At 47.0% G+C, this 23,529-nt stretch carries 18 protein-coding genes; 1 reads left to right on the top strand and 17 read right to left on the bottom strand.

Translation table 11 applies throughout. From position 1 onward, the window contains the following. The 17 genes from F3J22_RS17255 to F3J22_RS30735 all read right to left on the bottom strand — a co-directional run bounded on the left by F3J22_RS17255 (position 1) and on the right by F3J22_RS30735 (position 22,399). On the bottom strand, positions 1-930 hold the full coding sequence (locus F3J22_RS17255) for an NAD-dependent epimerase/dehydratase family protein (RefSeq protein WP_205195394.1): 930 nt from the start codon (positions 928-930) through the stop codon (positions 1-3). 11 nt (positions 931-941) lie between these two features. Next, entirely contained in the window at positions 942-2,069 is a 1,128-nt protein-coding gene (locus F3J22_RS17250) for a glycosyltransferase family 4 protein (protein ID WP_167019190.1), read from the bottom strand. A gap of 31 nt (positions 2,070-2,100) precedes the next feature. After that, the gene (locus F3J22_RS17245) at positions 2,101-3,243 is read right to left on the bottom strand and encodes a hypothetical protein (protein ID WP_167019189.1); all 1,143 of its coding nucleotides are present in this window, start codon (positions 3,241-3,243) and stop codon (positions 2,101-2,103) included. A 49-nt stretch (positions 3,244-3,292) separates the two neighbouring features. Then, positions 3,293-4,396, bottom strand: coding sequence for a glycosyltransferase (locus F3J22_RS17240; RefSeq protein WP_167019188.1), 1,104 nt, complete (start codon positions 4,394-4,396; stop codon positions 3,293-3,295). A gap of 4 nt (positions 4,397-4,400) precedes the next feature. Further along, complete coding sequence (locus F3J22_RS17235; protein ID WP_167019187.1) at positions 4,401-5,465, bottom strand: glycosyltransferase; 1,065 nt, start codon at positions 5,463-5,465, stop codon at positions 4,401-4,403. Positions 5,466-5,477: 12 nt separating this feature from the next. Then, positions 5,478-6,689 (bottom strand): O-antigen ligase, encoded by a 1,212-nt coding sequence (locus tag F3J22_RS17230; protein ID WP_167019186.1) that lies wholly within the window; start codon positions 6,687-6,689, stop codon positions 5,478-5,480. Then, a complete protein-coding gene (locus F3J22_RS17225) occupies positions 6,686-7,729 on the bottom strand; it encodes a RimK family alpha-L-glutamate ligase (protein ID WP_167019185.1) in 1,044 nt (347 codons plus the stop codon). Before F3J22_RS17225 ends, F3J22_RS17230 begins: the two co-directional genes overlap by 4 nt. After that, the gene (locus F3J22_RS17220; protein ID WP_167019184.1) at positions 7,726-9,015 is read right to left on the bottom strand and encodes an oligosaccharide flippase family protein; all 1,290 of its coding nucleotides are present in this window, start codon (positions 9,013-9,015) and stop codon (positions 7,726-7,728) included. Before F3J22_RS17220 ends, F3J22_RS17225 begins: the two co-directional genes overlap by 4 nt. A 33-nt stretch (positions 9,016-9,048) precedes the next feature. Then, positions 9,049-10,047, bottom strand: coding sequence for an SDR family oxidoreductase (locus F3J22_RS17215; RefSeq protein ID WP_167019183.1), 999 nt, complete (start codon positions 10,045-10,047; stop codon positions 9,049-9,051). A 26-nt stretch (positions 10,048-10,073) separates the two neighbouring features. Then, positions 10,074-11,360, bottom strand: coding sequence for a nucleotide sugar dehydrogenase (locus tag F3J22_RS17210; protein WP_167019182.1), 1,287 nt, complete (start codon positions 11,358-11,360; stop codon positions 10,074-10,076). An 18-nt stretch (positions 11,361-11,378) separates the two neighbouring features. Next, the gene (locus F3J22_RS17205) at positions 11,379-13,757 is read right to left on the bottom strand and encodes a tyrosine-protein kinase (RefSeq protein WP_167019181.1); all 2,379 of its coding nucleotides are present in this window, start codon (positions 13,755-13,757) and stop codon (positions 11,379-11,381) included. 9 nt (positions 13,758-13,766) lie between these two features. After that, complete coding sequence (locus F3J22_RS17200) at positions 13,767-14,603, bottom strand: polysaccharide biosynthesis/export family protein (RefSeq protein ID WP_240155120.1); 837 nt, start codon at positions 14,601-14,603, stop codon at positions 13,767-13,769. Between the two features lie 168 nt (positions 14,604-14,771). Next, positions 14,772-16,526: a nucleoside-diphosphate sugar epimerase/dehydratase gene (locus tag F3J22_RS17195; protein WP_240155119.1), complete on the bottom strand. Its 1,755-nt coding sequence runs from the start codon at positions 16,524-16,526 to the stop codon at positions 14,772-14,774. Positions 16,527-17,332: 806 nt separating this feature from the next. Then, positions 17,333-17,902 carry an LUD domain-containing protein gene (locus F3J22_RS17190; protein WP_167019179.1) on the bottom strand — a complete coding sequence of 190 codons (570 nt, stop codon included), beginning with the start codon at positions 17,900-17,902 and terminating at the stop codon, positions 17,333-17,335. Next, on the bottom strand, positions 17,886-19,274 hold the full coding sequence (locus tag F3J22_RS17185) for a LutB/LldF family L-lactate oxidation iron-sulfur protein (protein ID WP_167019178.1): 1,389 nt from the start codon (positions 19,272-19,274) through the stop codon (positions 17,886-17,888). Before F3J22_RS17185 ends, F3J22_RS17190 begins: the two co-directional genes overlap by 17 nt. Next, positions 19,274-20,011, bottom strand: a complete 738-nt coding sequence (locus F3J22_RS17180) for a (Fe-S)-binding protein (protein ID WP_167019177.1) — start codon at positions 20,009-20,011, stop codon at positions 19,274-19,276. Before F3J22_RS17180 ends, F3J22_RS17185 begins: the two co-directional genes overlap by 1 nt. Positions 20,012-20,176: 165 nt before the next feature. Further along, a complete protein-coding gene (locus F3J22_RS30735; RefSeq protein WP_167019176.1) occupies positions 20,177-22,399 on the bottom strand; it encodes a helix-turn-helix domain-containing protein in 2,223 nt (740 codons plus the stop codon). Positions 22,400-22,512: 113 nt separating this feature from the next. Between F3J22_RS30735 and F3J22_RS17170 the strand changes: the two genes are divergently transcribed. Beyond that, on the top strand, positions 22,513-23,466 hold the full coding sequence (locus F3J22_RS17170; protein ID WP_167019175.1) for a nitrilase family protein: 954 nt from the start codon (positions 22,513-22,515) through the stop codon (positions 23,464-23,466). The last annotated feature ends 63 nt before the right edge of the window (positions 23,467-23,529 follow it).

Here is a 23,529-nt window from a genome sequence, read left to right as displayed (position 1 = left end):
TCAGGTTGATTGAAAACTTTGGATAGTGGCTACCAGTCCATCCCTGGCCGTAACGGGCATATGGCGTAGCAATAATGCGTTTTTAATTTTTTCATTAGATACCTCGTAGGATTCCGTCAGCTTTTGCAGGCGGTCAGAATTGAGTGGCAGATGAAGATAATCCCCCAGTCTGGCCATCTTTTTTATCAGCGAAGGAGGGAGATTCCATTTTCGTATATTCTTTCCCGTAACTTCTCCCATAATATTCATCAGCTCATTGGTAGACAGTGCTTCATCATCAGCGAGGTGATAAATCCCTGACGGGATATTTCCTGCATTGGCAGCGAGGGTACTGATAATGTAGCACAGGTTATGCACCGACAGAAAAGAGCGTTTATTATGGAAGGCGTGCAACGGATAAGGAATGCCACGCTGAACAAAATTGTACAGCAGGTTCAGGTTACCTTTATTACCGGGCCCATGAATCATGCACGGGCGCAGGATATACAGCGATTTCCCCTGCGGCAGGTTTTGCTGCAGGAGATATGCTTCCGCCATCTGTTTTGATTTACCATAAGCCGTTAGCGGCTTTGGGTCTACGTTTTCCGTGAGTACACCTTCCACCTTATCAGCCGCAGCTTTTACACTGCTGCAATAAATAAAGCAGGTGGCATCGCTTTGAAGGAATTTATCAAATAGTTCCTGCGTGAGGTAGGTATTGGCTTCGAAATAGGCAGCCGGCTGGCTTACGCCTTTCATATCATGGGCCTTACCTGCCAGATGTACCACGGTGGCTACATCCGGCAGTCCGGCACCCGAAACATCTTTCCAGGTCATTACATCAGGCAGGATATCATTTTCCTGCCGGTGGCGGGTGATACCGGTAATATTCCAGTTATCCTTCGTGTAGGCAATCAGGTTAGTACCCACAAACCCGCGGTATCCGCTCATCAGTACATTCATTACGATACCTGTGCTAAATTTTTATAAATATCCAATGTCTTTTCGATCACCTTATCCACTCCAAACTCTTTCTCTGCCAGCTCCCTGGAACGCTCACCCATAGCCAGCCGCATCTCTTCTGAAAGGATCAGGCGGCGCATGGCAGCAGCCAGTGTTTCCGTATCTCTTGCCGGTACGAGGAAACCGTTATATTCATGGATAACACATTCTCTGCAACCGGGAACATCTGTGGTAACGATAGGACGCCCTACGGCGGCGGCTTCTATCAATGATTTAGGCAGTCCTTCGCGGTAGGATGGCAATACAACTACATCTGCATTCTGCAAAGTCTGCCGCACATCTTTCTGATAACCGATCCAGCGGATATAATCCCCATCGGTGATATTTTCCAGCTCTTCGGCGGAGATAGCAGCCAGGTTTTCGTGATCGATATCACCAGCCAGAATAAACTGTGCCTTGCCTTCCAGTTCCGGACGCAGCATTTCTGCCGCCGCGATAAACTCCATGACACCTTTATCACGCAGCATACGTGCAGGCAGTAAGACCTGTACGGTATCCTGCAAAATCGACTTCACATTAAAATCAAATTCCGCCAGGTCCACGCCGCTACCCTTGATCAGTGTAACATCTCTATCATCTACAATATTCAATGAACGGAATACGCTCACATCATCTTCATTCTGAAAAATAAAATGCCTGTTCCCACCCCTGAATCCATACTTCATCATGGTGAGCAGTATTCTTTTGGTAATACCGCCTCTGTTGTCTGTGAAGTTGTACCCAAGGCCGCTGATGGCATTAACGATACCATTCATTTTATTGAGGCGTGCAGCGATACTACCATATAACGAAACCTTTATGGTTACATGGTGCAGCACATCCGGTTTATGTTTTTTATAGAGTGCATACAGCAAACGAATACACTTCATTTCTTCCCGCACGTTCATCCCTGACCGTTTAAACGGAAAGTTGATCATTTTCAGTCCATGACGCCGAATATCATCCGCTCTTCCTGTGTCGGCTGTAACGATGGTAACATCATAGCCTGCTTTCTTTGCTGCCAGGGCAATTGGCAGCCTGTGCGACAGGAAGAACCAGTCTACATTTACTACAATAAACAGCTTCATAAGATATGGTTAAAATTTTCCTGGTTTTTCGTTAATCTATTTCTAAGTTTTTCTTGTTTGCCTGTGCGCGTTTAATTTTATCAACTTCATTGATTCCACCCTGTTTCATGATGGATACATTCCTGAATTTGCTGGGTGGTGCCATGTCGTATGTTCTGCCACCTTTAAAAGGCATACTGTTATTTTTCCAGACAGGATCTATCACCTGTATATTTCCTGCCAGCGGCTTATCTGCCGGTGTGTAAGTGGCTTCAGTGCCACCCATCCAGAAACCGGTAGGACTGCCATCATCTGTATGTTTATTTATGGTGATATTTACCTGTTTCTGCAGCGGGCCCGGGAGTCTGGCAAGGCCTATTACCAGTCCGTATTTGCCGTTGTTATAGGTTACCGGCTGATCAATATCGATATCATCGATCATATCGTTGCTGCTGTTTGGTTCAATATCTATACCACACATGGGCAATGTACCGGAAGTATTACTGACAACGGGTTTTATCAGTTTCAGGCCTTTAACGGAACCGATGGTGATACCATTTCTGCGGTTATCATCCATGGAGGCATAATAGATATTGATATTATTGTTGGTATTATCTTTTCCTGCCTGTCCGATATAGAGACCATCGCCCCAGCATTTTGATACTTGCGGATGATATATATTTACATCGGAGCTACCGCGAATATCAATACCCATGCCCCATTCGCCGGAAGTACCTTTATGATTATCCTTGTCGCCTACCAGTACCGGGGAATAGATATTTACATGCTGCACGTTGAGTAGTTTCAGCATTGCATATTTCCCTTTGTCTGTTCCTTGTAATACCAGTTTTGAATTGGACTGAAAGATCAGGCTGCTGTTGCTTTTCAACTGTATTCCCCTATCATTGATCATCACCGGAAAATTGGGCATTTTCACTACATTATGACCGTCGATGGCACTTTGTAACTGTTGTGTATAATCGACGGAGCCATCTTTGACGTAGCCGGCAGGCAGTACAGAGGTTGCATCGAATGCGGAGCCGGCTGCCGCGCCCATCGCCTGACTGGCATTGGAAGCACCGGCAGACACTATGCTGTACGCAGCGGGCAGTTGCCTGTATCGGAAGCTATCCTGTGCATAACACCCCATCCATACTGTGATGGAGACTACGAATACTAAACATCGTTTGTACATAAACGTTAGTTTGAAGTTTACAAATGATAACAGTTTTATCTACAGTACATCAGGCAGTAACAGCGATCCTGTTTTCATAAATATCTTCCCAGAAATCCAATATTCTTGCTTTAGCGAAATTGTTTCTTACATATGCAGCATTTCTTTCTCCCAGGCGCTGGCGCATCAGTGGATTCATTTTCATTAGCTGCATCATGCCATTACTGAGTCCCACGGGGTCTCTTGCCGGAACAACAATACCACCATCGGCCCCTTCCACTATACTTCGTATACCACCAACATCCGTACCGGTTACAGGGAGTCCGGCAGACATAGCCTCCAGCAAAGCCATAGGCATGCCTTCGCTACGGGAGGAGATAACGTACCCATCATAATCCGGCAGCATCTGCGCGATATTTTTTACCAGTCCGAGGAAACGCACATGTCTGTTCAATCCGGCCAGTTCTACCTGTGCCTTTAATTCGTTTTTCAGGTCACCATCTCCGGCGATATCCAGTGTAAATGCTACACCTGACGGCAACAGCAGCTGCATGGCATCGAAGAGATTGCGGTAATCCTTCACTTCAATCAATCTGCCAATGGCTACCCATTTAAATACGGGCGGGTCTACACGAACACCGGTATTTATGAAACTATCTACATCAATGGCATTGTAGATAACACCAGACCGCTCTTTCCGTATCCCGGATTTAGATTGGAGGGCACGCAAGGCAGGCACCGACACGGCACTGTGGTAGTCTACCCATTTTGAGGTGAGTCTGTAACACAGATACGGACTGATGGCCCGCGAATGCGAGTCATAATTACTATGCGTTGTATTGATAACCCTGATACCAGCGTGGCGCATTTTGATAAACCTGCCTAATAAATTGGCGTGAAACAGGTGCGTATGTACGATATCCGGTTTCACTTCCTTTATGATAGCATTGAGTTTACGCAATGCGCCAGGCATAGACTTCACTCCTTTCACACCGAGGTCGTAGTGTTTCGCTCTTCTATCCAGCCGGCTGATAAGTCCGAGATCAGTTTTGATGGTGAGCAGTGATATATCATAGCCTCTGTCTGCCAGCGCGGGAATAATACCCAGCAGCTGACTTTCTGCCCCACCAAATCCAAGGCTGGTAATCACAAATAAAATCTTACGGTTGTTCATCTCATTAAACTGACATAAAAAATGATGAATAGTCAAAATTCCTGACAGCGAGTTTAGGTGCTTCCAGGTTTCTTGCTTTTACAATAGCAGTAGCCAGACTGTTTTCATCTTCCACAGGCACAGTAAAACCGTTGGTACCGGTTTCAATGATGCCTTTAAAATCCACGCAGCTGGTGGCTACCACCGGCGTTCCCAGCAGCAGTGCTTCCAGCACCACGTTGGGAAAACCTTCCTTGCGGGAGGATAGTACAAACAGGTCAGCCTCTTTGAAATAAGGGTATGGATTTGATTTAAATCCATGGAACAGCACCTCATCATACAGCGAAAGACTGCCGGCGAGCGCCCGTAAGCGTTCGCCATAGCCGGGCTCCACACTTTCCCTTCCGAGGATGTGCAGTCGTGCATTGGGAATCACCCGTATGACCCTGGGCATGGCCTTTATCAGCACATCAAATCCTTTGGCAGAATACAGTGATCCTGCGGCCACAATGTTGAAGCGGCTTTTATCAAATACATTGATCAGCTCCTTCCCCATTGTTTCAATTTGTTTACTGTTGACCAGGTTAGGTATATGCCTGACTTTTGTTGCCGGGATACCATAGAACTGTTCTGCCTCATCCTTCATCTGCTGCGTTTGTGCGATCACGTGATGCGCATGACGCAGCACCCTGGTATTGAGGAAACGTTCCACCTTTCCTTTCCAGCCAGCGCCCAGTTTGTTACTCGGCAGCGTTGGCAGGCGGACAACGTTGATATATTTACCTCCGGTAAATCTTCTTAGCAGGATACTGACGATGCTGATATGATTCAATGTAGTGAACACCACATCCGGCTGCATCTCTTTCAGTACCCGGTAAATATCTCTGGTACCTGCGCTGGTACTGTTTTTCTCCAGTTTTATCAGTTTAACAGGCGCTGTTATCAGTGGCAGATAATCATATGCCGGGCAGATGATCATCAGAAATATTTCCAGGCGGCTTGTATCCAGTGAGTTGATAATATTTATCACCACCTTTTCCGCGCCGCCACCTTTCAGGCTGGGTAATATGAAGACAATCTTTTTTTTCATGGGCGGGAGATTTTAGTTTAGACTTAGTGGGAATTGCTGCAAGCTGATGCTCACCCGTTTTTCTGAAATTTCCCTTTCCGACATGATGATGATCACCAGGAGCATCAGCATGATTCGTTTATCGTAATAGGCCACCAGGCCAATATCCATGAACATGAGTACGAGTATAAATCCTGCCAGGAACAGTCCTGTACGGTACTGCCATAATTTTCGCAGGATAGAAAAATGTATGCTGTAATAGATCAGGGGGCCGAGAAAGCCTACACCAAATAATAACTCTATGTAGTTATTATGCGCATAGAGGTGGTAATAATATTTGAAGCTGGCGGCGCCGTAGCCTATCAGCGGACTGGCAGTGAACTGCGTCCATCCTTCCCGCATAAAGCGTACACGTTCCTCTGTACTACCTTCATTATCGCGGCCACCAAGCGTTGATACCATTCTGCCTACACGATCTAACGCAGGTGAAATATTCTCGCTTATAAAATCTCCCTTTAAAAAAAATGACAGTGCAAAAACCGCCAGTCCTGCGATGGCAATGGTCTTAAAAGAACCCATCAGTCGTCTGAAATTGAGTAAAAAGTAAAACAGGATCAGTACGAAGCTGAAGGCAATTCCTTTGCGGGAGGCTGTCAGGAAGATGGTATATAAGGCCAGGAGAATATTCGCGATATGCAAGCCTTTTATGGCGGCAGATTTCAGCTTTCGCTGGTGGAAAGCCAGGAGGCTGAGGAATATCGAGAACATGAGCATGATAGAGAGGAGGTTCGGATTCAGTTCAGTACCGATAAATCTTGGCACCTCTTCATCATGATTTTCAAGAAAGCCAAAGAAAGGCAGCCCTAATGCCAGCGAGTAGTTCACAAAGGAATACACCAGCACCAGCGCTGCCACGAGGGAATACAGGTTATAACGAACGAGGAAATAATATAAAACAAAGCTGTTAATGACCAGGATAAACAGCACAAACGTGTGCTGTAAAGTGGCATCCGCATCCGGCGACCATAGTACCGACATCAGTGCCAGCATGGCTAGCAGGAAAATCCTGTAGCCATGTACGTTAGCGCTGAAGTTAAAGGTCTTTACCTTATTGAGATCCAGGAAAAAAGCCAGATACATCAACAGGGTGATACCCCAGCCATAGATTACCAGCCACTCTTTATTGAGGAAGAGCAGGCTGATAATAAACAGTGATACTAATATTTTTACCGGTAATGGTTTCATGTAAGTGCCGGTTTTTGTTGAACGATCTGGTCCATCAGGCCTTCTACCATAAACTGTTGTGGATTGAAGGGGCCTTCATGCCAGTTAAGTTGCCTGTCCCAGTACCCGGTGCATGGGTCGTAGACGGGCATCATAAAACCGTAGCTCATTTCCACTATCAGTGGCTGTTGCTGCCGGTCGTATATAAAATCGAGTGCCAGCGACTGCGATTGCATTTTATCGGCCAGGTCAAAGGAGATCCGAACCATCCGTTCATCGAACAGTTTCTGGTCGAAGCCTATGAGGCCGCTGCCGGATGCACGAAAATCTCCTTCCCTGTTATAACGCCTGATAGCAAAAGCTTTCCCGTTGATGACTATGATACGGGTGTCGTAACTGTTATCGGGCATAAATTCCTGGAAATACACATAGCCTTTTTCTCTTCCCTGCATATTTTCGTATACAGTGGGCAGGAAAATTCTTCCTATCCCTTTGAACAAACCGAGGAACGCAGCACGGTTCCTGTCTCGTTTAAATCGCCATAACGCATCTCTAAAGCGATTAAAACGATCCCGTGCTGCAAATCCGCGGCCAAAGGCTTTATTGATCAGTCTTCCTGCTTCGGACGCGCTGCGTACCAGTTTCACATTGGAGGCGCCGGCGCCACCGCGCAGCTTGAAGACTTTAGGATAATCAGTGGAGGTAGCCCACTGCATTGCTTCTTCTTTACTATAAAAAACAAACGATGGTACCAATGGCATATGGAGGGCCTCTGCCAGGTATTTCTGTCCTACCTTATCATCGAAATGCCATACTGTTTTACTATCAGGGAAAACCTTGATACCAGCGGCTTCCAGCGAGTAGGTCAGTTGCCTGGCAAAGCGTACGGCTTTATAGTCGCCATGATGCCAGTGCCAGAGCAATGCATCACAGTCTTTCAGCTGTTCTATAATATCATTGCGATAACAGTCTACCAGCGTATATGGGATAGCGTTATCCCTGCAGTAGCTGATCCATCTTTCGCTGAATGATCCTTTTGAATGATGTATTGCCAGTTTCATTTTTCTTCAGTTTTATATTTCCACCATAATCCTATGCCCATCATTCCACGTGCCAGCGCGAGGTTGAGCGCTGCGCCCACTCCCGAGAAAAGGAGAATGAGCGGAAAGGCCATGATAAAGCCGGCAATAGATGCAAACACGGTGTTCTTCATTACCAGTTTATCGGCTCTTTTGACGATGAAATAATTTGTACCATAGCAGTAGTACATGGCCATGAATATGATGCTAACAGCCATTATGCAAAGCATCCATACTGCCTGTGTTCCTTTCAGGTGAAAGATGTGAACAATGGGTATGGAGAGCAGACAGATACCTGCACACATGGCCATACCAGCAACCAGAATCAGTTTCCTGAATTTGTTAAAAGCACCGCTGTTGCGGTTGAGAAACGGAAAGAACACTCTCGACAGTATGCTCAGTCCTGTATTGGCAGCTTCGATCAGACTCTTCACTGCGCCATACACGCCTACCGCAGCATTTCCTGTGAGGATCCCCAGCAGGAATGTGGTAGAATTATTATATAGATTGGGCAGAAATTGGTTGATAAAGATGTTGAAATTAGCTTTCAGCACGCGAAGAATCCTTTTGAAACCTATAAAGCGAAACCTGAGCTGGTAGCGGGTATTCAGGAGGTACTGTGCATACAGTCCGGCACCGATATACCCCAGTGCGTTAAACATAGGGTACCAGAAGAAATCTTCCGGTTTATGAATAAACACGAAAATGCAGATGGTAAAAAATATCTTGATACAAGCGGAGAGGATGGTGATAAACTTCATCTCTTCCACTCCCTGGAAGAACCACTCCGGGAACAGGGCGTAGCCTGCGAGTGCCGGGAAGGCAAGCAGGAACACCAGTTTATTGTCTGCAAACTGCGGCACAAAAATGACCAGTGGCAGGAACAGTGTAAAAGAGAACAGTACCAGGATTGTTTTTGTAGAGAGTACGCGGCTATATATCAGGCTTAGTGTGCGTTTACTATGCCGGTGTATGGCCACATCTCTTGTAGCAGTGATATTAAAGCTGAAATCTGTAAAGCTCTGGAAGTAGGCCAGCAGGGAGTTGGCCAGCACGATGACCCCATATTTCTCTGCACCGAAGATGCGGAGAACATAAGGTAATGTGATCAGTGGCAGCACCATGTTCAGGCCCTGTAATACGGACAGGGCGCCGAAGTTGCGTATCAGTGTTTTATGGTCACCTGACAGCTTTTTAGGGGCATGCAGCCGGTATTTCACGGCAGTGTCTGACCACTTGCGTCGTAGCTTCGATATGGTTAAATTCATAAAAAGGTTTCTCAACCGCCACGCGGCAGGTTATTACACTTCGCTGCGTTGTAAATTGGCAGCATACCATTCAACGGCAAGTTTCAGGCCATCCTGAACGGAAAACTCCGGTTTGTATCCAATAAGATCGTTTGCTTTCTGAATATTTGCCAGGCTATGTCTTACATCTCCGGCTCTCTCTTCTCTGTATTTTGCGGGGATGGCGATGTGTGTGATGGCAGATACGCTTTCCCAGAGCTGATTCAGTGTAGTACGTTCACCAAAGGCGATGTTGATCACCTCATGTTTACGGAGGTTAGGTAGCAACATCGCTTTTATGTTGGCCTGTACTGCATTTTCCACGAATGTAAAATCGCGGCTGGTTTCCCCGTCGCCGTTGATAAACGGTGCGTCGTGTTTCAGTGCGGATTCGATAAACAGCGGAATTACGGCTGCATAAGGCCCGCGTGGGTTCTGCCTTGGGCCGAATACATTGAAATATCGCAGTCCGATCGCATGAAAGTTATAAGTACGGGAGAAGATATCTCCGTATAATTCATTAACAAATTTAGTGATCGCGTATGGCGATAATGGCTTACCGATGTGGTCTTCCTCTTTCGGTAGTCCGGGATGGTCGCCGTAGGTGCTGGAGCTGGCGGCATACACTAATCGCTTAACACCTGCATCCCTGGCGGCCACCAGCAAATGCAGGTGTCCGGTGATATTGACATCGTTGGTAGTTACCGGATCGTTGATAGATCTCGGAACAGAGCCTAACGCTGCCTGGTGGCTGACATATTCGATTCCGGCAACTGCTTTGCGGCAGTCGTCGAGGTTACGGATATCACCTTCTATCAGTTCAAATGCAGGATTATCCAGGAAAGGCCGGAGGTTATCCATGTTACCGGTAGAGAAGTTGTCCAGAACGCGTACTCTGGAAGCGCCGTATTTCAGGAGATATTCTACCAGGTTGGAGCCGATAAACCCCGCCCCGCCTGTCACCAGGAAAGTGTTGTTCGCTATACTATTGTTGTGGTATTTATTTTCGTACATGATTAATTTTTGAGAGATGAATGAGATTACAACCTGGCGTCTGCCAGTTCCTTAGGCAGTACACCTTTTACGTCATATACCACTGCACGGTTTTTACAGAGTTTGTTGATGTTCAGCTCTCTGAATTCGTTGTGGGCTACAGCCAGGATCACGGCATCGTAATCACAAACGGTATTCAGTTCCTGGTGGGAAGTCCAGCCATATTCATGTGCCACTTCACCAGGCGTTGCCCATGGATCGTATACGGTGATAGCGGTGCCATAGTCTTTGAGTTCGTTGAGGATATCCACTACTTTGGTATTGCGTACATCCGGACAGTTTTCCTTGAAGGTGACGCCAAGTACCAGTATTTTGGCCCCTTTCACCGGGATATCCTTTTTCACCATCAGTTTGATCACTTCCTGCGCGATATAGGCGCCCATGCCATCATTGAGGCGGCGGCCGGCGAGGATGATCTCCGGATGATAACCTGCTTCCTGAGCTTTCTGTGCGAGGTAGTACGGATCCACACCGATGCAGTGACCGCCTACTAATCCTGGTTTGAATTTCAGGAAGTTCCATTTAGTACCGGCAGCTTGGAGTACATCATCGGTGTCGATACCGAGTCTGTTGAAGATTTTAGCCAGTTCGTTCACGAAGGCGATGTTGATATCACGTTGTGCATTCTCGATTACTTTTGCGGCTTCCGCTACTTTAATGGAGGTGGCTTTATGGGTACCTGCGGTGATAACGTTGCGATACAGCTGATCTACGCTTTCAGCTACTGCAGGAGTAGAACCTGAAGTCACTTTCAGGATCTTAGAAACGGTATGTTCCTTATCGCCCGGGTTGATACGTTCAGGAGAATAGCCTGCAAAGAAGTCTTTATTGAAGGTGAGGCCGGAGATACGTTCCAGTACCGGCACACATTCATCTTCCGTTACGCCTGGATAAACAGTAGACTCGTAGACTACCACATCTCCTTTTTTGAGCACCTTCCCTACCGTTTCGCTGGCTTTGAAGAGCGGGGTAAGGTCGGGGCGGTTGTTTTTATCTACCGGTGTTGGCACGGTGATGATATAGTAATTGCAGGGTGCAATGCGGTCCAGTTCATTTGTACAGTACAGGCCTGTAGGCGTGGTACAATCTGTCAGTACGCTTTTCAGCAATTCCGAGTCTACCTCCAGTGTATGGTCGTTTCCGGCGGTAAGTTCAGCCACTCTGGTGGCATTGATATCGAAACCTATTACTTTAAATTTTTTGGCAAATTCCACGGCCAGTGGTAAACCTACATAGCCTAAACCGATAATTCCAATTTTGATATCCTGGTTCATAGTGTTTTCAATAATTAATTATTTGCTGAATACTTTCTTAATTTTTGTAATTACTGGTTTTGATTCTTCATCTGCCCCATAACCGTAGCCATAGCCGTAACCGTAGGTAGTGCCCTGTTTCACATCATTGAGGATGATGTTGAGTCTTGGCATTTTCTGGTACTGCAGCAGGTCTTTGGTCAGTTTAGCCTGTTCTTTAAAGGTGTAATCCTGCCGCATGATATATAGTGTTGCATCTGCAAACCTGCCGAGCAGCTGGGCATCTGTAACCAGGCCTACTGGTGCGGTATCCACGATAATGTAGTCGAACTGTTTGCGGAGTTCTGCAAAGAGGAGTCCTGTATTTTCCATCAGGAGCAATTCTGCCGGATTTGGGGGTATTGGCCCGGACGACAGGAGGAAGCAGTTCTCATGTATACCTGAGGGCTTTATCACTGATTCTGCCAGAGATTTGCCGATGGCATAAGTACTGAAGCCGGTATGATTGGAGAGCCCTAAGTTGTCAGAAATTTTAGGTTTGCGTAGGTCCATTTCCATCAGCAGCACTTTTTTCCCAGACAGGGAAATCACTGCGGCGAGGTTGGTCGCTACAAAGGATTTACCTTCCCCGCTCATACTGGAGGTCAGCAGTATCACCTTTTCCTGTGGGTTGGCCATGATAAACTGCAGGTTGGTCCTTAAGGCCCTGAACTGTTCTACCAGCGGCGTCCTTACGTCTTTTCTCACGGCCACATAAGTACCCTCTGTATAGTGTCCTATTTCTGCCAGTACCGGCACTGGTGTAAGCGTAGTTAGCTCTTCCCTGCTGCGGATACGTCTGTTGAGATGATCTCCCAGGTAGAAAATACCTGCCGGTAATCCCATACCAAAAATTACGGCGATCAGGTAGATAAACAACCCTTTGGGTTTAAAGGGCAAAGGATCGCTTTTAGCCGCATCAACGATCCTGGCGATGGCCAGGTTGGATGACTTGGAAAGCGCCGATTCTTCGCGCTTTTTAAGCAGGTACAGGTAGAGTTCCTGTTTGATAGCCTGCTGGCGGGAGAAATCGAGAAATACTCTTTCAGTAGAAGGTACCTGCCTGATTTTCTGGTCCAGGGTACCGGCATTTTTCTGCAGGGCGTCCAGACTCATCTCCAGGCTACTGCGGAAGGTAGCGAGGTTACTGAGGAGATCCCCGCGCAATCCGGCCAGCTGCCCGTCGATGGTGCGCACTGCAGGGTTGTTTTCGGTATTGGCCAGGAGCAGGCGTTCCCGTTCCAGCTGCAGGGTGTTATATTTTTCTACTATGCTGATAAACGTAGGGTCCTGTACCACAATGGCAGAAGGCACGACACGCTTATTGTTCTTTTCGTCTTTTACATATTGCTCCAGTGACTGTACTACGTTGAGTCGTACCTGGTTGTCGATGATCTGTTTACGGGTATCACCGGTACCATTCACCAGAGCTTTTGATTGCTCGGAGATGTCTGCCAGCTGGTTGGCTTCCTTGAAGCGCTGGATATTCTTTTCTACACCGGAGAGCTCCCCTGTAACAATCACCAGCCTGTTATCAATGAAGGCGATGGTGCTGTCGGCGATACGGTTTTTATCTTCCACACTGGCATGGAGATACGCTGCGATCAGCTTATTCAGTACCAGTTCCCCTTTTTGCGGGATACTGGACGTCAGGGCCATATCGATGGTGCTCACCTGTTTATTGGGAATGGCAGCTTCCAGGTTACGCTGGTAATCGGCTACGGTTTTATCTACCGGACTTACTTCCAGTGTATAGTCCTTTTGTTCCAGCGGGAATTTTTCGTTTCGTACGATACGGAACAAGCCCGCAGCACATTGAATGGTATCGCCCCATTTCGCATTTTTCTGCCAGGTATCGATACTGATATTAAAACTATCGTTAGCTTTCGGTGTGAGGATGTATTTGGCCACGGCCATGCTATCCTTCAGGTTGAGCCAGTCCATGGCAAACGGAACGTTGCCATAGACCTCTGTTTTCTTCATACGGCCATCAACCAGATAGCGGATATAAAGATGCTGTTCCCTGACCACCTGTTCCATCAGGGAACGGGAGCTGATAATTTCAAGTTCATTGTCGACACTGCTCTTGTTATCGAAGAGGTTCAGCTGGTCCAGTATTTCAGCTCCCGGAATATCGGCGCCTTTTTTCTGGTCCTGTACTAAAATTTTAGCATTAATCTTGTAGCCTGGCGTAGCATAGCGCAGATATACCCATCCCAGTGCACCACATAGGATTACACTTAAGAGGAACCAATACCAGGAACGGGCGAGGCGGTCTAAAAGTTTCCTGAGATCGAAAGTACTTTCAGGTTCTTTCAGATGGCCGTTTCCATTGACTGCATACTTTCCGTTTAGTGTCTGATACAAATTCTCCTGCATGGTAAAAGATTAAAAGTTGATCCTGGAAGCCACTACGATCAGGAGTGACAGTACAGAAGCCATGATAGAAATACGTTTTACCTGTTGCATATCTGTAGATGCTACTTTATTCTTGTTAGGCTCTACATATACCACATCTCCCTGGCGCAGATAGAAATACGGGGAGGTGAACAGATTGCTCTTATTGAGATCGAATCGCACGAATTCTTTCTTTCCGTCGTTGTCGCGGATCAGCAGCACATTTTCTCTTTTACCAAAGATGGTAAGGTCTCCTGCCATGCCTAGTGCGTCCAGAAGGGACACTTTTTCGTTAGGCATGATATAGGAAGATGGGCGGGCTACTTCGCCGAGTACGGTCACCTTGAAATTGGCAAATCGTACATTTACTACCGGGTCTTTATAATAAGCGCCGGCTTTGGCCTGAATTTCGTCTCTGACAGCATCAGTAGATTTCCCTTTTACCTGTAATTTACCGATCAGTGGCAAGCTGATATTACCATCCTTATCCACCAGGTAGCCATTGATAGCAGGCGCCGGCGCGCTTGTCACAGACGGTGCCGTACCTGGTACAGACTGTCCCTGCTGGTTCAACATGGTGGTAGCAGCAGGATCTAAAGTCTGGATGGTTACCTGTAAAATATCATCTACCTGTATTTCCGGTGTTTTATAAATTGTCTGGTTTACTTCTGCAAACCTGACTGAGTCAGGTATGTCTCTGAAATACGTAATGTTTTTAGGGGCTTTGCAAGCAAACATGCCTATTACTACCCACATTCCCAATAGCCAGCGTAGTGAACTACGTTTGGGCCCGTTGTGAATTTCCCTTTCCTTTTTAAACAACATCATATAACAATACTCAATTTTTAAATATGAGGACGCATCACAAATATTGTTGATTACAATACCGCTTCCTTTGTGTTGGATTTGCAACCGATACCTTCGGTATCGGTTGATTAGGTTCCGCGCTTCGCGCGGTATGCTACCGCCTTATGAACTATGCCAGACATTTCATATTTACAACGTGATAGTTCCTTTGTCCAGTTCTTCGAAAGAAGAATTTTTGCTGATAAATTCCGGCACGAGTTGTTTCATGCGGGCAACGGTAGGCATTAGATAATGCTTGCGTGCAGCGGCTATCAGATCTTCTACCTGATCATTTACGGTGATAAAATCGTAGATACGTACCTGTGCGATCATGATTTTTTCGTGATAGGTAGGCATGGTATTTTCTGCGTTATTGAGCAGTTCTTCGTATAATTTTTCACCTGGACGCAGGCCGGTATAAACGATCTGGATATCTCTTCCTGGTTCTTTTCCTGTCATGCGAATCATTTTCCGGGCGAGTTCGGCGATCTTCATTGGTTTGCCCATATCGAACACGAATATTTCTCCGCCTTGTCCCATAGAACCTGCTTCCAGCACCAGCTGGCAGGCTTCCGGTATGGTCATGAAATACCGGGTAATTTCAGGATGGGTGACTGTCAGCGGGCCACCTTTTTCCAGTTGCTGTTTGAAGCGTGGAATAACAGAGCCATTGGAGCCCAGTACGTTACCAAAACGTGTCGTGATGAAACGTGTAGGAGGAGTGGAATATACGGGCCCAGGGCGCTGATATTGTTCGTTCAGGTAGTTATTAAATGATTGTGAGAAAATCTCTGCGATACGTTTGGATGCCCCCATTACATTGGTTGGGTTCACTGCCTTATCGGTGGATACCATCACAAATTTTTCAGCATGGTGTTCCACTGCCAGTTCGGCCATGATCTTTGTACCCAGCACATTATTGATAACGGCGATGGAAGGATTTTTTTCCATCATGGGCACATGTTTGTAGGCGGCTGCATGGTATACGATCACGGGAGCGTATATTTCGAACAGCTGCTGCATACGGGTGTGATCGCATACGTTGCCGATGTAGGGAATGATTTGTACACCGGCATTTTTTTCTGCGAGTTCCAGCTCCAGTTCATGCAATGGCGATTCGGCTTTATCGCAGAGAACGATCAGCTGTGGTTCGTATTTTACCAGCTGTCTTACTATTTCGCTGCCGATAGAGCCGGCAGCTCCTGTTACCAGGATATTCTTTCCTTTCAGCTCCTGGCTGATGCGGGGGTTTCGGATGCGAATCTCTGCGCGTTCCAGCAGATCTTCGATATTAATATCTTTCAACTGTACACTATTATTTAAGGCGCCATCCACCCATCTGTTTACCGGTGTTACTTTCTGAACGCGGATACTGAGTGCCATGCAGGCTTCTACCAGTTCATTCAGTCTGTCTGTATCCAGATGATCTTCGGGGATTAACAATACATCTACCTTCGCATGTTTTACGAGGCGAAAAAGCTGGTTGATCTCTGCTGCGTATATGGGCAGTCCTTCCAGTGATTTACCGGCATGGGCGGCTGTTTCAGCAAGAAATGCCACTACTTTGATATTGCTGCCGGGATCATCGCTGATGGCTTTACGCAGCATCAGGCCTGTGTGTCCGGTATAAAAAATGGCGGCTCTTCCCTTGTCTGTATTTTTCAACAGCGCAGTATATTTAAACACCCATTTTACCAGCAATCTGTAGGATAATAATCCGAATGAGCTGATGAAAAAATAGATGAGACAGATAGACAGTGGAAGGACATTAAATCCCCCGTACTGCGTATATGCGTAACCGATAGTAAAAAGGATGACGCTGCTAAAAACATTCATTCGCGCGATATGCCCGATATCAGCGAGGCTTGTATGTCGTACGATACCTCTGTAGGTACGTAGCAGCAAAGAAAGTAGCAGATTAACACACAACACCCAGAGCGAAATTTCCGCCAGAGGATATGGAGCAATTTCTTGGAAGTCAAAATTCAGCCTGAGTAAAAAGGCAAGATTGACAGCGAGGACGGAGCACCCCAGGTCAAGCATTAATATAAGCCATGACGGGGTAATCCATGATGATGTTCGCACCATAGGTTTCAATAATAAGATACGGTTAATAATATTCTCTCAGCACCATGACAATCGTGCTGTGCCTGGTTTTTAAAGGTTTTACATAGAGGTGCACAGCTGATTGAAATGAAACTCTCAACAGGTTTGCATTCCTACATTCTTAAACAACAAAATCTGATTAGTTATCTTAGGCTTTCAATAGAAATGCAAAGTAGAAAATAAATTTTAAAAACTATATCATTGAAACTGATATTTTATATAATGATAACAGTCTTTACATCTATCACACAACATTTCCTTCGCTGGTGGCTGCTCTAAAGTTTGATGGTAGTACATGGTCTTTCAATTTTTTTTCTTTGTTCGCAAAAATCTGTTGATATGGTTCTTAGTTCGCGATATGGTTTTTATAGCGCCGTTTAAGAAACAAACATTATACCAACAGCATAGACTAAACGTATATTTTTTATCTTCATGATTATAAATCAACGCAGTAGCGGCATCCACGAGCACTTACTACTTCGTTCAAACATTTCATCACACAGAATTAATACACAAAAAAAAACGAAACCGGGTTACCGATTTCGTTTTTAAATTGCTCCGCCCGTTTGTGCAACAAGATGGGCATTTATTTATACACTACATTTTTAAGGCAGCACAACTACCAAAAGACTTCTTGCACCATGTGCGCCTAAAACCAGCGACTGTTCAATATCTGCGGTCTTGGAAGGCCCTGCAATGAATACACCGAAACCTGTATCAGGCCCTTGTATTTTTTCATAGGCATCATGCATGGTTGCGAGTATGCGTGTGCGTGATACTACCAACACGAGGAACTGACATATAAACGGCAGTGCCCGCACTTTCATATCTGCTTCGGTTAACCATACCGCTCCATTTTCCGCTACTGCCCATTGTCCGTTTACAATGGCTACATCTACATCTTCCAGTGAATGCGGATCTTCGTGTATCCATCCGGGTTGTACTGCTGACCTCGCATCCACGATACGTTTACTATCCGGAAAATGTTTTTGCACCAATGCGGACACAGCAGCTGCATCATCCGCTTCCGCAACGACCGCACCTAATCCTTCTACCACACGTTTATAATCTTCCAATGTATCCGGCATGTCAGACAACCCTGCCAGTGAAGGCAAGCCGGTACTTTCCGGCTGATTGTTCTTTACTGCTTTTAATATATTATCCCTGCTGCTCATTGTTGTTGTTTTTAGCGTACCATTCTGCAAAAGAGACCTTCGGTGCTTCCGGCATATTGCGTTGTTTGTACCATGGATTCATACGGTTGTTTACCATTCCGGGAAATGCACGTAGTACCCATCTGCCCATCTTACCCGCTGTTTTAAAAGTTTTGGGAGATGATAACACGGTCGTCATCATCTGCATACCCATCTTTTTACCAGTAGTTGCATATCCTTCTTTCACTATTACCTGTCTCCATTTATATAACTGCTGATGGATATCTATCTTAACCGGACAAACATTCGAGCAGGAGCCACATAAGGTGGAAGCAAAAGGCAGGTCAGCATAATCCTTCATATCCAGGTTAGGTGCCAGAATAGAACCGATAGGGCCCGCTACAGCGGTATGATAACTATGTCCGCCGCTTCTGCGGTATACAGGGCAGGTATTCATGCATGCACCGCAACGGATACACTTCAGTGAGTTTCTGAAATCCTCTCTTCCCAGCTGCCTGGAACGGCCATTATCCACCAATACGATGTGCAGTTCCTGTCCGGCACGCGGCTGACGGAAATGACTGGAATAGGTGGTAATAGGCTGTCCGGTTGCACTCCTCGCCAGTAAGCGCAGAAACACTCCCAGGTGTGCGCGCTGCGGGATTATCTTTTCTATGCCCATACATGCGATATGTACTTTGGCAAGATGTGCTCCCATATCGGCATTACCTTCGTTGGTACATACTACCATTTCTCCGGTTGCTGCGACAGCGAAATTAACGCCGGTAATAGCGGCGTCTGCTTCCAGGAATTCCTTACGGAGATGCTGACGTGCTGCTGCTGTCAGAAACTGAGGATCAGCATTGCCGGCAGGTGTTCCCAGGTGTTCGTGGAACAACTCCCCTATCTCTTCTTTCTTCTTATGAATGCAGGGTAATACGATATGACTGGGTGGTTCCTTTGCCAGCTGCACAATGCGCTCGCCGAGGTCCGTATCTATTACTTCGATACCGTGTGCTTCGAGGTGAGGGTTCAGGTGACATTCTTCCGTCAGCATGGATTTACTCTTCACCATACGTTTTACGTTATGGCGCTGGAGGATATCGAGTACGATTTTATTATGCTCCGCTGCATCTGCGGCCCAGTGTACGGTGGCGCCATTCTGAATGGCCTGCTGCTCGAACTGTGTGAGATAGTCGTGCAGGTTACCCAGCACATGCCTTTTGATCTGTGAGGCGGCTTCTCTCAGCTGTTCCCAACCACTAACAGACCAGGCCATCCGGTCTCTTTTCTTCCGTACCCACCAGAGGGTTTCGTCGTGCCAGTTTACCCGCGGTTCGTTCTCGTTGAACTTTCCAGCCAGGGCGGCATGATCATGTATCGTGCTGTTCATTAGTATGCGCTATTAAGGATTTCAGCAATGTGCATCACCTTCAGGGGTTCATTCCTGCGATTGATGATGCCTTCCAGGTGCATCAGGCAGCTGACATCAGTGCCGGTAATCACGCTGGCTTCATGCTTCACGTGATCGGCTATACGGTCTACGCCCATTTTAACGGATACAGCTTCTTCTGTAACACAGAAAGTACCACCGAAGCCACAGCACTCATCGGTACGATCGAGCGGAACCAGTTCGAGGCCTTCCACCATGCCCAGCAGCTTTGCAGGCTTGGAGTAAGGCTGGTCTACCAGCTCACTCATCTGTGCCAGGTGCAGCCCTCGCTGCCCGTGGCAGCTCTGATGGAGTCCGACCTTATGCGGAAATTTAGCCGGAAGGGCGTTTACTTTCAGCACATCGGTGAGGAACTCTGTCAGTTCGTATATCCGTGAGCGGATGTTGGTGGCCTGCTGTTCCCGCCCGGGATCATGGAGGTGCTCTTTAATATGCAGCACACAGCTCCCGGAAGGGCCTACGATGTAGTCGTAGGCTGCAAAATGATTTACAAAGAGGCTGTTACAGCCATGAGTAAGATGCTCGAATCCTGAATTGGCCATAGGTTGGCCACAACAGGTTTGTCCCTGTGGATATTCCACCTGACAGCCCAGCTTTTGCAGGAGCTGTAACGTGGCAATACCTACCTGTGGATAGAACTGGTCTATGTAACAAGGTATAAAAAGTCCGACTTTCAAGAATGCTTCGTTTATTAGATCTAATGCAAATTTAGCGGGTGCAGCATTAGCAAACCTTGCAGTTTTTTATCGCTTTATGAGCTATTATTATCAAAAAGGGGCGAAAATCTTATTTCAGCGACTTACTGCCGGCCTTGGGGCTGCCGGCAGTAAGTGTAAATGCTATTAATCCTGCAAGGTTTCTTCACGTTGCTTACGCTGCAAATGGGCCTGAACAGCCCTTATTTCTGCGAAGCTGGCCTGATCCCCTACACGCTCCTTGATAGGGCCCGCAGCGGTAGCTCCCAGCTCCCTGATGTGGTTCATGATCAGCTTCACTGTCCCTTCCGGCACAAATTTCTCCAGTTCCAGCTCTCCGGATTCTACACACTGTGCCAGGTGGCTCTCAATGGTACTTGCCACGAGGTTGCGGACAGTGGCTATTTCGGCAATCGTTTTGCCCTGGAGGAATAATTCCAGCGTACCCCGACGGCTGCTGCCCTTTTCTACCTTTCCTTTGGCCTTCGGCGGAAGGGCTTCCCCTGCTGCCGGCTTGCTGCGCAGCGCCAGGTAGTCGGTAAGGCCGGTATTAAAGCGCAGACTTCCGTAATCTACTTCCCATATCTGCTGTAATTTCAACCAGAAATCAGATTCCAGCGACATCAGCTGCAGGTGGTATTTCTTGGCCTTGGCTTTTTTCACTTCTTCCATATGCTCCTGCAATGGCTTGATCATCTCCTCATACAGGCTTTTGGTGAAATAGCCGATGGCTTTTGTTACCCGTTCTTCCAGCTGATTGGTCTCACCTGTCTGCGTTACATTGTCCAGCAGGGCATGTAGCTGCACGGTGAATCTCGCCGCCACTTCTGCCTGTTGCACGATGATGCTGGAGAGGTAGCGGGTTATTTTCAGAGCTGCATCAAAGTCTGGTATTTTCTTGTCTTCGATCCAGATGGCGTGGGATTTAATGAGCGACTGCATTTTATACCAGTCGAACATCTGCAGCAGGGAACTGGCCTGAAATTTCTTTCTTTCCATTTCCAGCAGCACTACCAGCTCATTAGGTTCGCTTTCCTTTTCTGCAAATTCGATGACCTGCGGATCTGTTTTGATACTGCCATAGCCTATTCTGGAGTGCAGTACCAGTCCTTCCAATGAAGTACAGCGGCTGAGCGCCACGTACACCTGACCGGGAGCAAAGGCATATCCCGCATCGATGATGGCGCGTTCGAACGTCAGGCCCTGGCTTTTATGGATGGTGATCGCCCATGCCAGCCTGATAGGGAATTGCGTGAAACTGCCTATTTCTTCCTCTTCTATACTATTTTCATCTGCATTGAAATGGTAACGGATATTACGCCAGGTTTCCTTGCCCAGCTTCATTTCTTCATGGCTGCCGGAGAGTACCAGGGTAATTTCTTCGTCATCAATTTCTTTTACAGTAGCGATTTTCCCGTTATAATACCGCCTTGGCTGAGCGATATCATTTTTGAGAAACATCACCTGGGCGCCGATTTTAAGCTGCAGCATCATTTCCGTAGGCAATGCCTTGTCGCTGAAGTCGCCTTCAATCTTTCCTTCGAAGCTGTACAGCCGGCCTTCCATGGATGCCAGCCTGCTGCCATTGATATCATCCGCTTTCCTGTTGTGGGTGGTGAGGGTGATATATTCTTCCTCCTCCCCCTTGAAATTCGGGTTGTAATAGCCGTTGAGCAACTCCAGGTCTTCCGCTTCCACCTCGCTGTTCCTTACACGATTGAGTACATCGATGAAGAGCTGTTCGTTCTGTCGATATATCTTTTTTAACTCAATATATAAAGGTGGGTTTTGTTCTATTGCCTTGGCGGCAAAGAAAAACGGGGAATTGTAGTATTGGTGGAGCAAAGCCCATTCATCGTCGGGGATGACAGGTGGCAGCTGATAGAGGTCTCCGATGAACAGGACCTGTACGCCGCCAAATGGCTGCAGTGGCTTGTTCCTGAAATGCCGGAGGATAACATCTATCGCGTCCAGCATATCACAGCGTACCATGGACACCTCATCGATGATGAGCAGTTCCATTTCCTGGAGCAGTGCTTTTTTATCGTTTGTAAAACGGATATTCCTGAAAAGCGAGTGCCTGTCGGTGCTGCTGACCACATCATCTGTGAATCCGCGTTTTGTGCCGGGCACAAAGGGCCCGAAGGGCAGCTGAAAAAAAGAGTGCATGGTAACGCCGCCTGCGTTGATAGCTGCAACGCCTGTCGGTGCTACCACTACGGTATTCTTCTTAGAATGCTCTTTAATATATTTGAGGAATGTAGTCTTTCCCGTACCGGCCTTACCTGTAAGAAAGATGTGGCGGTTGGTCTGGTTAACAAAATCTGCCGCCAGGTGAAAGATGACATTCGCGCTATCTGGTTGGGCCATCAGTATAAAAATTGAAACTGCGAATATAGGTGTTTTTCATCAGAGTTTTTGCATGGTTTCTCCGGCCAAAACTTAGGTGTAATATCTATATTTGCTGTCTCAAATCTTAACCCATGACAGACACCCTGAAGATCGCCACAGCTCAGTTTGAGAACCGTAGCGGCGACAAAACATTTAACCTGGGGCGTATCCGCCAGCTGGCTGCCACCGCGGCTTCGCAAGGCGCTCAGGCCGTAGCATTCCATGAATGCAGCATTACCGGCTATACCTTTGCCAGAAATTTATCGGAAGCACAAATGCTCGAACTCGCCGAACCTATTCCTGACGGCCCTTCCATCAAAGCACTTACCGATATTGCAAAAGAAAATAATATCTATATTCTCGCAGGATTATTTGAGAAAGATGAACATAATCATCTTTATAAAGCCTATGTATGTGTAGATAAAAATGGCCTCGTTGCCAAATACAGAAAGTTACATCCGTTCATCAATCCATTCCTTCGCCCGGGCAATGAATACGTGGTGTTCGACCTCCATGGCTGGAAATGCGGGATGCTGATCTGTTACGACAACAACGTCATCGAAAATGTACGTGCCACTGCCCTGCTGGGTGCGGAAATTATATTCATGCCGCATGTAACCATGTGTACGCCTAGTCCGCGCCCTGGCGCCGGTTTCGTAGACCCTGTACTCTGGGAAAACCGCGAAACCAATCCTACCCCGCTGCGACTGGAGTTTGACGGTATGAAAGGCCGCTCCTGGCTGATGAAATGGCTGCCGGCACGCGCTTACGACAATGCCATCTACGCGGTATTCTCCAACCCTATCGGCATGGACGACGACCAGCTGAAGAATGGCTGTAGCATGGTGATTGACCCATTCGGCGATGTAATCGCAGAATGCCGCCACCTGGGCGATGAAGTAGTAACGGCTACGCTTACACGAGAAAAACTGCAACAGGCAGGTGGCCACAGGTACCGCCAGGCACGCCGCCCAGACCTTTACGCCGGTATTATCGGGCAGGAACACAACTCCGTACAGAAGGTAGTATGGCTGAATGAAGAATAAAGCTCCAACCAGGGCTTGTATTAAAAAAGGACAATATCCGTCTTTTGGGGATTACTGCAATAT

It is taken from the genome of Chitinophaga sp. Cy-1792 (assembly GCF_011752935.1).
In the GTDB taxonomy this organism is placed as follows: Bacteria; Bacteroidota; Bacteroidia; order Chitinophagales; family Chitinophagaceae; genus Chitinophaga.
The sequence above is the reverse complement of the archived record's forward strand: the minus strand, read 5'-3'. Positions and strand labels throughout refer to the sequence as shown.